The 11,219-nt window shown below is 65.1% G+C and carries 9 protein-coding genes and 1 tRNA gene; all 10 read right to left on the reverse strand.

Features of this window, described 5'->3' with window-relative positions; all coding sequences use genetic code 11:
* Nucleotides 1-86 precede the first annotated feature (86 nt).
* A tRNA-Ser gene (locus FHS82_RS20580) sits at nt 87-176 on the reverse strand.
* Nucleotides 177-477: 301 nt separating this feature from the next.
* Nucleotides 478-1,344, reverse strand: a complete 867-nt coding sequence (phnE, locus tag FHS82_RS20585) for a phosphonate ABC transporter, permease protein PhnE (RefSeq protein WP_166956552.1) — start codon at nt 1,342-1,344, stop codon at nt 478-480.
* A gap of 54 nt (nt 1,345-1,398) precedes the next feature.
* Nucleotides 1,399-2,328, reverse strand: a complete 930-nt coding sequence (gene phnE, locus FHS82_RS20590; RefSeq protein WP_166956556.1) for a phosphonate ABC transporter, permease protein PhnE — start codon at nt 2,326-2,328, stop codon at nt 1,399-1,401.
* 104 nt (nt 2,329-2,432) lie between these two features.
* A complete protein-coding gene (phnD, locus tag FHS82_RS20595) occupies nt 2,433-3,365 on the reverse strand; it encodes a phosphonate ABC transporter substrate-binding protein (protein WP_166956559.1) in 933 nt (310 codons plus the stop codon).
* Between the two features lie 82 nt (nt 3,366-3,447).
* The gene (gene phnC / locus FHS82_RS20600) at nt 3,448-4,260 is read right to left on the reverse strand and encodes a phosphonate ABC transporter ATP-binding protein (protein WP_166956562.1); all 813 of its coding nucleotides are present in this window, start codon (nt 4,258-4,260) and stop codon (nt 3,448-3,450) included.
* 221 nt (nt 4,261-4,481) lie between these two features.
* Nucleotides 4,482-5,852 (reverse strand): nitrogen assimilation response regulator NtrX, encoded by a 1,371-nt coding sequence (gene ntrX, locus FHS82_RS20605; protein ID WP_166956566.1) that lies wholly within the window; start codon nt 5,850-5,852, stop codon nt 4,482-4,484.
* Nucleotides 5,842-8,178 carry a sensor histidine kinase NtrY-like gene (locus tag FHS82_RS20610; RefSeq protein WP_166956569.1) on the reverse strand — a complete coding sequence of 779 codons (2,337 nt, stop codon included), beginning with the start codon at nt 8,176-8,178 and terminating at the stop codon, nt 5,842-5,844. Before FHS82_RS20610 ends, ntrX begins: the two co-directional genes overlap by 11 nt.
* Before the next feature lie 176 nt (nt 8,179-8,354).
* The gene (locus FHS82_RS20615; protein WP_166956572.1) at nt 8,355-9,785 is read right to left on the reverse strand and encodes a DNA methyltransferase; all 1,431 of its coding nucleotides are present in this window, start codon (nt 9,783-9,785) and stop codon (nt 8,355-8,357) included.
* 214 nt (nt 9,786-9,999) lie between these two features.
* Nucleotides 10,000-10,125 (reverse strand): type B 50S ribosomal protein L36, encoded by a 126-nt coding sequence (gene ykgO / locus FHS82_RS20620; RefSeq protein ID WP_166956575.1) that lies wholly within the window; start codon nt 10,123-10,125, stop codon nt 10,000-10,002.
* Nucleotides 10,126-10,361: 236 nt separating this feature from the next.
* Complete coding sequence (locus FHS82_RS20625) at nt 10,362-10,832, reverse strand: DUF3016 domain-containing protein (protein WP_166956578.1); 471 nt, start codon at nt 10,830-10,832, stop codon at nt 10,362-10,364.
* Nucleotides 10,833-11,219: the final 387 nt, after the last annotated feature.

The raw sequence follows: 11,219 nt of genomic DNA on the forward strand, positions 1-11,219 counted from the left end.
ACCGCCAACGGTGCATGTCTTTGAACTTCCCGCACTAATCGGGCAGGTCGCGAAAAGTCAAAAAACACTGAGAAATCAAGTAGTTATGGCGGAGAGAGAGGGATTCGAACCCTCGATACGGTTGCCCGTATACACGCGTTCCAGGCGTGCGCCTTCAACCACTCGGCCACCTCTCCAAACATTGGTTGCGAAACTCATCCGCACAGGCCAATGCTGCTGCGCCTGAAGGGGCTGGTCGTTTGACTGGGCTTTTCCCTTCAAACGTCCACCGCGATGCGCCATCCGGATTGTGCCGAGTGGCGGAGCGGTCCCTGCTTCAGCCGGCCTGGATGCCGGTGTGAATTGCTACAGCAGGAGTGGCTTCTAGCCCACTTGCGATGTCCGTGGCAAGGCCTGTTTTGCGTAAACCGGCGCACGATGCGCCGGTTTTCCACCATCCGTCGTTTCGCGGCCCGCGGAAGCCGCCGCGTGGCGCCGTTATTGATGGGGACGCCCGATGAGGCGCTCGCGCACCATGCGCGAAATCTGGTCGAGCAGGCCGACCGTGATCAGAATCAGCACGATGATGTAGGCCACTTCGTCGAAGCGCATCACCTGCCAGCGCGAGATCAACTCGAAACCGATGCCGCCCGCGCCGACGAGGCCGAGCACCGTCGCCGAGCGAGTGTTTGATTCGAAGAAATACAGCGCCTGCGACACGTACACCGGCAGCACCTGCGGCAGCAGGGCGTAGCGTTGCACCGTTACCGGCGAGGCGCCCACCGATTCGAGACCCTCTACCGGGCCCTTCTCCGTGTTCTCGATCGCTTCCGCGAACAGCTTGCCGAAGGTGCCCGTGTCACTGATGAAAATGGCGAGGATGCCCGCGAGTGGCCCGAGACCGACAGCGGAGATGAAAATCAGCGCCCAGATCACCTGGTCGATGCCTCGCGCCACGTCGAACAGGCGCTTGGTGAAGAATCGCACGATGAAGGCGGGAATGACGTTGCGCGCCGCCAGAAACGCCAGTGGCAGCGCGACGAGCGCCGCGAGCGACGTGCCGATGAAGGCCATGGCGATGGTCTCGCCGAGCGAACGGAAGATGTCCGCATGCGCAAAATTGGCGAAATTTGACCAGTCGAAGAAGTTCGCCAGCAGCAGAATCGCGCGCGGATCGGGCGACAACAGCCGGGCGGGCGTGAGACCATAGGCTATGTGCAGCCAGACGACGACGGCAAGCACGGCCGCGAAGATGCAGCCCGCGAGCGTGCGCTCGGAAGGCGTGAGGCCGAAAGCCTTCGGGTTTTCAAGCCGCGCGGCGCGGATTTCTTCGGGCGTCACGGCATCGAGACGGATGGGGCGCATGGGTTGGTCCACTTGTCTGTCAATCCATTCGGTGCGTCGGGGTACTCCGCCGCCTTACACAACCCGCGTGTCGCGGATCAGCCGCTGACGCAGGAAGCCGGAAAGGGTGTCGATCGCTACCACCAGCAGCACGATCAGAAGGATGACGGCGCTGATGTCTTCATAGCGGTTGAAGTTGATGACCTTCTTCAACTCCTCGCCGATGCCGCCCGCGCCCACCACGCCGATAATGGCGGACGAGCGCACATTGATCTCGAAACGCAGCAGACCGTAGCTCAGGAAGCCCGGCAGCACCTGCGGCACGATGGCATAGCGGATCATCTCGAACCAGTTGCCGCCCGAGGCGACGATGCCTTCCGCCGGGCGGGGGCTGGCGTTCTCGTTCAGCTCCGAAAACAGCTTGCCGAGCGCACCCGCCGAGTGCAGCCCCATGGCGAGAATGCCCGCAAGCGGGCCTACGCCGTAGCAGAACACGAAGAACAGGGCGAAGACGAGATCGGGAATCGACCGCAGCACTTCAAGGAACCGGCGCGACGTCCATACGATCAGGCCGTGCGGCGACAGGTTGTAGGCGGCCGGAAAGCTGACGATGAAGGCGACGGAAAAGCCGAGAAGCGTGGCGAGCACGGCCATGGCCACGGTGTCGAGGATCAGCACCAGGAAGGTGTGGATGTTGTAAAACCAATAAAGCAGGGATTGCTTCGTATCCCAGCCGCCGAACAGATGCGAGAGCGAGACGATCGGAATACGCTCCGCCGACCCCTGCGCGGCCGGCGTCGAAAACAGCTTGGAAACGTATTCGCCGAGCTTCGGCAACCCCTCGATCACCGGCAGAATGCCGAAATCCGCCCACCATGCGGCAAGAGCGAACAGGGCTAGGAAGATCGCGACGCCGACCAGCGTGGCACGAAACTTCTCCTGGCGGTGTTCATCGATGCGCCGACGCATGATGTCGTAGGCGCTGGCTGTCTCGATATGCGTCATGACGCGGCACTTTTCGGGTTGCGGAGACCAGGCACCGGAGAGGCGGCAAAACGGGAAACCGCCCCGGCCGAAACGCCGGGGCGGTCCCCTTCAACAGGTGGAAATCAGCTCTTGCGGCCGCCGGTGGCTTCCGCCTGACGCAGCTTGATGATGTCCTGATAAAGCTCGACCGTCGTCTTGGCATAGCCCTTGCCAGAGCCGCGCTCGATCGCCTTGTAGATGTCGGGGTGCTTCGTGGGCAGGTCGAGGTGGATCTGCAGCAGCTTGGCCTTGAGGTCGGCCGGCAGGTCCGTGCGGACGGTGATCGGGCCGTTCGGGATCTTGCCCGACTGCCAAATGATCTTGACGTCCTTCATGTTGAGCAGCTTCTTGTCGACCATGGCGCGCAGGTTGCCGCGCGAATAGCCCTCGTTGATGTCGCCCTGGCCCGAGGTCCACGTCACGGCGACGTCGTACTGCTTGTTGAGCACCGCGAGCACGCCCTGCTCGTGACCACCGGCGAAGCCGACGCGCGAGAAGAACTTCTCCGGATCCTTGCCCTCAGCCTTCAGCGTGGCGTTGGGGATCAGGTAGCCCGAGGTGGAGTTCGGGTCGGCGAAGGCAAGCGACTTGCCCTTGGCCTCGTCCAGCGAGTTGATGCCGCTGTCGGCGCGCACCACGGCGACCGAGTAGTAGAACGTCGAACCATCGTTCTCTTCCGGAACGACGATCGGCTCGATGCACTTGTTGCAGTCGAGGTACGCACCGGCGAAGCCCGAGGCGCCGAAGGCCGCGAGTTCAACCTGGCCGGCACCGATGGCCTGCATGATGCCGGCGTAGTCGGTGGCGGGGAACAGCTTGACCGGGATGCCGAGTTCGGTCTCGAGCAGCTTGCGGTAGCCTTCGTTGCGGGTCATCAGATCCGAGGCGTTCTCGCCACCGATCAGGCCGACGCGGAACTCCTTGACGGTGTCCTTGTAGCTCTGGGCCTGGGCGGCGAGAGGGGCGGCGAAAGCGAGCGTGGCAGCAGCAGCCGCGAGCATCAGCTTGCGAAGCATGGTGTACTCCGTGAGTGTTGGTGACAATGTAGGGGCTTGGCTGTTTTGCCCGCTGCCGGCCCCCTTACCGGCGGCGTCTGGTTCAGGCGGGAGTGGCAGCCGTCGCCAGCTTCCCACCCGGAACGATGCTGGTCGAGGTGATACGCTCGTCGAGCGTCGCACCTTCGGTCCCATAAATCTGCCGCACCACGGCGTCGTCGAGTTCGTCGGGCGTGCCGTCGAATACGATGTGGCCGTTGGCCATGCCGACGATGCGGTTGCAGTAATGGCGCGCGGTGTCGAGCGTGTGCAGGTTGCTGATCACCGTGATGCCATCATGCTGGTTGATGTCGCGCAGCGCGTCCATCACCACCTTGGCATTGAGCGGGTCGAGCGAGGCGATCGGCTCGTCCGCCAGAATGATGCGCGGCTCCTGCAGGAGGGCGCGTGCAATGGCGACCCGCTGCTGCTGCCCGCCGGAAAGCGTATCCGCCCGCTGCAGCGCCACCTCCGCGATGCCGAGCCGCTCCAGCGCGCGCAGCGCGAGCGTGCGTTCGGCATCCGTATATGTCTTGGTGAGCGACCGCCACAGCGGCACGTGGTTGAGGCGGCCCGTGAGCACGTTGGTGAGCACGTCGAGCCGGTTGACCAGATTGAACTGCTGGAAGATCATCGCAGCGCGGGAGCGCCAGTTGCGCAGTTCACGGCCACGCAGCCGCGTCACATCCGTATCCTCGAAAAGGATGCGGCCTTCGGTGGGGTCGATCAGGCGGTTGATCATGCGCAGAAGCGTGGATTTTCCGGCCCCGGAACGCCCGATAACACCCACCATGCTGCCGACAGGAATCTCGACTCGCGCATTGGCGACAGCGGCCTTCTCTCCGAACCGCCTCGTCACTCCATCAATGATCAACACCGCTCAGGTCCTTGCATCGTTATTTCGTTAACGCGCGGACTCTGGCAGCGGTACGCTACACAACGATGACAATCGGCCCGGAAATTACCCGCCGATGTCCGAAATCTTCCAGCAGCCGCCATCGGGAAGGGCGGCGCCACTTGTCGATCCGCCCGTGCCCCCGCGGCTCCTCCTGTCGAGCCGGAACGAATTCCCGTCGACGGGGCGGGCGCGCCGGCGCCCTACCCGGCTATTCCCAGCGATTTCAGCTTGCGGTGCAGGGCGGAGCGCTCCATGCCGATGAACTCGGCTGTGCGCGACACGTTGCCGGAGAAGCGGTTGATCTGGGCGATGAGATACTCGCGCTCGAATATCTCGCGCGCGTCGCGCAACGTCAGGCTCATCAGCTTCTCCCCCCCTGCCCCGGCGGGCGTGGTGGGCACCAGCGTGCCGATCTCCGCCGGCAGCATTTGCGCAGTGATGGCCGCCTCCAGCTCGCCGCCGGCGAGAATCATCAGGCGCTCGACATTGTTGCGCAGCTGGCGCACGTTGCCCGGCCAGTCGTGGGATTGCAGCACCGCGAGCGCGTCCTCGGCGACGGTGCGCTTCGGCAGGCCGGTGGCCTGCGATATCTGGTCCATGAAAAAGGCAATCAGTTCCGGCACATCCTCGCGATGCTCGGCGAGCGATGGCACGCGGATCGGCACGACGCTGAGGCGGTGGTAGAGATCCTCGCGGAAGCGGTCCTGCGCGATCTCGTGCGCCAGATCGCGGCCGGTCGAGGCAATGATACGCACGTCGACATGCACCCGCGCCGTGCCGCCCACGCGCTGGAAATTCTGGTCCACCAGCACGCGCAGGATGCGGCTCTGCGTCTCGCGCGGCATGTCGGCGACTTCGTCTATATAGAGCGTGCCGCCGTGCGCCTCCTCCAGCGCGCCCACACGCCGCCCGCGCCCGTCCCCGCTTTCCACGCCGAACAGCTCCTGCTCCATGGTCTCGGGCGTGATGGTGGCGGCGTTGATGACGATGAACGGCGCCGACGCCCGGTGGGACAGGTTGTGGATGGTGCGCGCGACGAGTTCCTTGCCCGCGCCGGGCGCGCCGGTGATCAGCACGCGCGCGTTGGTGGGCGCCACCCGCTCCACGGTCTGGCGAAGCTGATTGACAATGGCCGAATGGCCGACGATGCGGCTGGCCTGGACGGAGCGCGCGCGCAGGTCCTTTACCTCCCGGCGCAGGCGCGATGCCTCCAGCGCCCGCTCCGCCACCAGCACGAGGCGGTCGGCCTTGAACGGCTTCTCGATGAAATCGTAGGCGCCGCGCTTGATGGCGGAAACCGCCGTCTCGATATTGCCATGGCCGGAAATCATGACCACCGGCAACTCGGGGTTGTTTTCCTTGACGATGTCGAGCACCTGCAGGCCGTCGAGCCGGCTGCCCTGCAGCCAGATGTCGAGGAACACCAGATGCGGCCGGCGCGCCTCGATGGCGGCCAGCGCCTCGTCCGAGCTGCCCGCCGTTCGGGCGCGGTGCCCCTCGTCTTCCAGAATACCTGCGACGAGATCACGGATATCCGCCTCGTCATCGACAATGAGGATGTCAGCGCTCATGCTTGGGCTCCGGGTTATCTCCGCCGACCGTTTCATACGGTCTGGCGGCGGTGGTAGATGCGGCCGGCGTTTCTGCAGCGAGGCCCTCCGGCGCCGGGGGCTGCGGCGCGCCCGGCCGGGCGGGCGCGGAAGCGGCACTCGCCGTGCCGTCCAGCGGCAACCACAGCACGACCCGCCCGCCCCGCCCCGCCGGCGCGTCGAGCAACTGGATGCCGCCGCCATGGTCTTCCAGAATCTTGCCGACGATGGCGAGGCCGAGCCCCGTGCCGCCCTCGCGCGTCGTCATGTAGGGTTCGAGCAGCCGGTGGCGGTTCTCGCGCGGGAAACCCTTGCCGTTGTCGATCACCTCGATGACGACGTTACCGGCCTCCGCCCGCACGCCGACGCTGATCCGGCCCGGCCCGCGCTCCTCCTCGGGGACGGCTTTCACCGCCTCCGTGGCGTTCTTGACGATGTTGGTCAGCGCCTGCGACAGCAGCCGGCGGTCGAAATGGGCGATGATCGGCGCCTCCGGCAACGCCTCCTCGAACGTGATGTCGGGAGAGCCGACGCGCATCAGGAACAGCACCTGCCGCACCGTCTCCACGATATCCTCGTCCGTTTGCGCGGGCTTGGGCATGCGGGCGAAGGAGGAGAACTCGTCCACCATGCGCTTGATGTCGTCGACCTGCCGCACGATCGTCTCGACGCACTGGTCGAACACCTGCCGGTCCTCGGTGATGACCTTGCCGTATTTGCGCCGGATGCGCTCGGCCGAGAGCTGGATGGGCGTCAGCGGGTTCTTGATCTCATGGGCGATGCGCCGGGCCACGTCGGCCCAGGCGGCGGTCCGCTGGGCGGCGACGAGCCCGGTGATGTCGTCCAGCGTGACGACGAAGCCCCGGTCCTCGCCCTCGTCCTTCTCGCTGGTGACGCGCACATTCAGCATGCGCTCGCGGCCGCCGCGCGACAGCGACACCTGCCCCTGTGCCAGCGCGCGGCCCTGCGCCTGCGCCCGGTGGACGCTGCCGAGCGCCTCGGCGACGAGATCGGCGATCTCGGGGATAGCCTCGCCGACCGGCTGGCCGCCCAGTTCCGCCGCCGACGTGCCGAGCAGCGCCTCGGCCGAGCGGTTGACGATGTTGATGACGCCCTCACCGTCCGTGCCGATGACGCCTGCCGAAACGCCGGCAAGCACAGCCTCGGTGAAGCGCCGGCGCTGGTCGATCACCTCATTGGCCGCCACCAGCCCGTCGTGCTGCTGGCGCAGCTCGGTGGTCATCTTGTTGAAGGTGGTGCTGAGATGGCCGAGGTCGCCCTCCGTCTTGAGCACAGGCACCCGCACATAGAAGTTGCCGCTCGCCACCTGATCCGTCGCGTGGATGAGGCGGCGGATCGGCGACACCAGCCGGTTGGCGAGGCTCAGCCCGAACCAGACCGCGGACAGCAGCACGATCAGCGCGACGAGCGCGAACATCAGCGCGAAGACGATCTGGATCGTGACCTTCTTCTGCTCCAGCGCCTGATAGTATGCCACGCCCACCTCCGCCACGGCGGGAAACTCCACCGCGCGCGGATCGACGTGCCGGGCGACGTAGAGGATTGTCTGCTCCTCCCAAGCAAGGCGCAGGATGGAGCGGAACAGGTTGCCGGACTGGGGAATGAGGCAGACCGGGTCGTCCGAGTTGGCCGCCTCGATATCCTCGTGGCTGGGGCCGGGCAGCTTCTCGCCCTCGTCGGCGTCGAAACGTTCGATCACGGTGCCGTCGGGCTCCACCAGCATGGCGACGGGGAAACCGAGAAAGGTGGCGCGCGAACGCAGAAAGTCCTGAAACAGCTTGCGGTCGGCCCGGTAAAGCACCAACGCGCGGTTCAGGTCGGCGGCCATCAGGTCCGTCTCGCGCGCGAGATTGCGGCACTGGCTCTCGCGGTAGGCATCGGCGATCTCGGCCGTGTTGGAGATCAGCGCCTTCAGCGAATTGGTGAACCACGGATCGAGGCCGCGCTCCAGCGTGATCGAGGCGACAACCGCCACCAGCACGGCGGGAAAGGCCGCGACGAGGCTGAACAGCGAGACGATTCGCACATGCAGGCCGGCCGCCGCCGCCCCCGCGCGGCGCGCCCGCACGATGGCCCACGTTTCCCACACCACGATGGCTGTGAGCAGCGCCACCAGAATGCCGTTGCCGACCAGCGCCCAGACGACGACCGAATGCGTCGGCAGGATCGGCGTCAACCCCGCGAGGATGAGGAAGGTGCCGAGAGCGGACGCCAGCGCCAGCACCACGGCGATCGTGCCGACAACGCCCGACACCCGTGCCCCGCGCTTGCGCCGATTGTCCGTCATCCGAGCCAAGCAATCCCCGCGTTCACATTACCGTGTAAAGTGCCGGCCATCATCAGCGGCCGTCCCGTAACGCCGTCCCGCCGCGCCGGCGGCGACATGATTCGCTATCGTGGTGTATCCATACAACACTGTTGTATGGATATGACAACCCTCCGCATCTGTGTCTGTCCGCAGTTTTATGACTCGCCGCCCGCCACTTGCAGGACGCGGAAGCCTAGATCGGCGCCGGCGCTTTCCGTCGTCGGCCCGGAGTGCGCTTCCAGCTGGCCGGAAAGCGCTGTCGCCGTGCGCCGCAGGCGTTCCAGCGTGATGGCGAAGATCGTCGGGTAGCCGGCCTCGAAAGCGGGCGAGGTTTTCCACATGCCGTTGGCGCGCCGCTGGCGCGTCGGCTCGGGCGACTGCACCAGAATGAAGCGTCGCCGCAGCCCCGCCCCGATATCCGCCCGCCACAGGCCATGCGCGGTGGAGCCGGAGCCCGCGAAGAAATCCATCACCGTATCGCCCTCCCCCGTCACCATGTCGACCAGATAGGCGATGAGGCCGGAGGGCTTGGGATAGGGCATGATGTCGGTGCCGAACAGCGCCCTGATCTCGGCCGTGCCGTCCTCGTTCGTCGGCACGCCGTTGGTGCGGTACGACAGCAGGCTCGCGGTCTTCTTGCGCGCCTTCGAGCGGCTGACGAGGTTGGGCCGGAAGGGCGCCTTGCGGATGGTGATGCGCGCGCCTTCCGTCACCAGCGCGTCCAGCGTCGCCTGCGCATAGCGCCACTCGCCCTTCAGCCGGAAGGCGTTGCCGTTCACGCCGTCGCGAATCTCGACCGCGTCGAGCAGCTCCGTCACGATGTTGCCCCCCGACATATCCTGCGGCGCAATGACGCCGTCGCCGCAGCCGAACGACACCGCCCGCGCGGGAAAGGTGAGGACCTGCACGCCATTGCCCGCATTGTTGAACGGGTATTTCTTGCCGTCGGTGACGGCGCCTGCGGTGAAGGCCGGCGCCTTGGCGCGGTCGCGCGCGAAGCAGACGATGAACTCCGTCACCCGGCCCATGCGCGCGTCGAGGAAGGACGGCTTCTTCTTCCGCTCCCAGATCAGATGGCCGCAGAAGTTCTCGTCGCCAAAGATTTCACGGCCGATCTGCGTGAGGCTGTCCAGTTCCTCGTCGCCGATGCTGATGAAGATCAGCCCGTCCTCACGCAGCAGCTCACGGGCCAGCAGCAGGCGCGGATACATCATCGACAGCCAGGCGACATGCGGGCGCAGCCATGCGGGCGCATGTGCCGCGTCCGCGCCGCCGGGGGCGGGCGTGCGGAAATCGTCGTTGTAGAGCAGCGGGTTGCCGGTATTGTAGGGCGGATCGATATAGATGAGCTTCACCGTGCCGGCGTGGTCCGCCCGCAGCAGCTTGAGCACGTCGAGATTGTCGCCCTCGATCAGCAGGTTCCGCGTGGTATCGGCGTGGAGCCCGGCATCCGCCACCTCGCGCAGGCGCATGCCGGCGTCGGTCCATGCAGCCCGCCGCGCTTGCGCCTTGCCCGGCCAGTTGAGGCCGAAGCTGGCAGCGGACGCATCGATTTGCAGGGAATCTTCAGGCGGGCAGGCGTTCACGCGGGACGGCTCCCGAAATTATGCCAAAAGCAGCTCGCCCAAGAGCAGCCGGCTCAAGAGGCCACCGTGGCCCGTGCGGCGCTTGAGCAAAGCCCGTACCAGCCGGCCCAGCACCGGGACGCCGGTACTGTGTGTGAAAACGGCCTCCGAAGCGAATCCGGAGGCCGTCATATTGCAGACACAGCATACCCCGCGTGCGGGGTGTCAAAGGGCATCAGCCCTGACGCGCCTTGAAGCGCTTCTGGGTCTTGTTGATGATGTACACGCGGCCCTTGCGACGCACGAGCTGGTTGTCGCGATGACGGCCGCGGATCGACTTCAGCGAATTGCGAATCTTCATCGAACCGTTCTCCGTCCGGCCAGCGCAAGGCCTGCCGGTAAAAAAATAACAATTCCCGGCTGCCGCAAGGTTGACGGCCGCCAAGAGGCTTCTGCTCATTTCAGAGCATGGTTCCTACCTATCCCGCTTGCTCCGGTCAACCCCGATTTGTCGCCCTGGCAAAATATTCGTCGGCTTGGCGGCATCGGAACCGCCCGCGAGGTTGCAACCGGGAGGCCGGCGCGCCAGGAGCAGGTTCAGGAGCCGGCCGGTGGCTGCCTCGCGAACCGCTTGCGGAACCAGTTTTCAAGCAGGATTTTTTCGTGAACGAACGGGTCGACCGACAGGCGCGCCGCCGGGTTGGTCAGATAGTTGACATCGGTGATGCTTTCACGCGCCTGCGCCACGGTTCGCCCACCGTCCTTCAGCGTATAACGGAGGCCGAAGCGCGGCGGCGTAATGTCCGTGAGGACGCGGACATCGTTCATCACGCTCCACCAGGAATCGTAATTTCCCGCCAGCCGGATATCCAGAATCTCGATGGTGAGCAACTGTTTCTCGCCGAGATACTTCTTTCCCAGTTGTGCGAGAAAGGTCTCGAAGACTTTCATGGCCTGCGCGCGCGTCGCCGACCGCCTGAAATCGCGGTCCGAAAAATGCTCCGGCGCGACGAACCTCACCTCGACCTCCGCCCGCCCGGGTAACGGCAGCAAGAGCGCTACGGTCATAGCCATTCCCGCTGCAATGCGCCTGCTCATGACGAAACTCCGGTATCACCCCAGCAACGTCAGAATAAACGGAACCGCAGTCGCTGTCATCGCTTCGGGCGTCAGATGGCCTTTCGTGTCACGCACAGGCTCAACACGCTGCCCCATCCGGAATCGGGGCGACAACGCGCCGGTAGCCGCATGCGGATTGCGTCGCGGGCGCGAAATTACACCCTGCCCTCGTCATGCCCCTGGATCCTGATTTTTTGCCACAATTTCAGGCAACAAAGATATTCCAGTTATATGAGAGGGCTAGGCGCTGTCTGCATTCATCTGATCCATATCATTGCGCAAGCGAGGTGAACGAAGCCCATGAATGCTTCGATCGTCTTTTCGCAACGCAATGCG

The sequence above is a fragment of the Pseudochelatococcus lubricantis genome (genome assembly GCF_011762225.1).
In the GTDB taxonomy this organism is placed as follows: domain Bacteria; phylum Pseudomonadota; class Alphaproteobacteria; order Rhizobiales; family Beijerinckiaceae; genus Pseudochelatococcus; species Pseudochelatococcus lubricantis.

What these genes read in the sequence shown, in the direction of transcription:
- FHS82_RS20625 (WP_166956578.1), bottom strand. Translation starts at nt 10,832, where the DNA reads ATGACCGTAGCGCTCTTGCTGCCGTTACCCGGGCGGGCGGAGGTCGAG.
- ykgO (WP_166956575.1), bottom strand. Translation starts at nt 10,125, where the DNA reads ATGAAGATTCGCAATTCGCTGAAGTCGATCCGCGGCCGTCATCGCGAC.
- phnE (WP_166956552.1), bottom strand. Translation starts at nt 1,344, where the DNA reads ATGCGCCCCATCCGTCTCGATGCCGTGACGCCCGAAGAAATCCGCGCC.
- phnD (WP_166956559.1), bottom strand. Translation starts at nt 3,365, where the DNA reads ATGCTTCGCAAGCTGATGCTCGCGGCTGCTGCTGCCACGCTCGCTTTC.
- FHS82_RS20610 (WP_166956569.1), bottom strand. Translation starts at nt 8,178, where the DNA reads ATGACGGACAATCGGCGCAAGCGCGGGGCACGGGTGTCGGGCGTTGTC.
- phnE (WP_166956556.1), bottom strand. Translation starts at nt 2,328, where the DNA reads ATGACGCATATCGAGACAGCCAGCGCCTACGACATCATGCGTCGGCGC.
- ntrX (WP_166956566.1), bottom strand. Translation starts at nt 5,852, where the DNA reads ATGAGCGCTGACATCCTCATTGTCGATGACGAGGCGGATATCCGTGAT.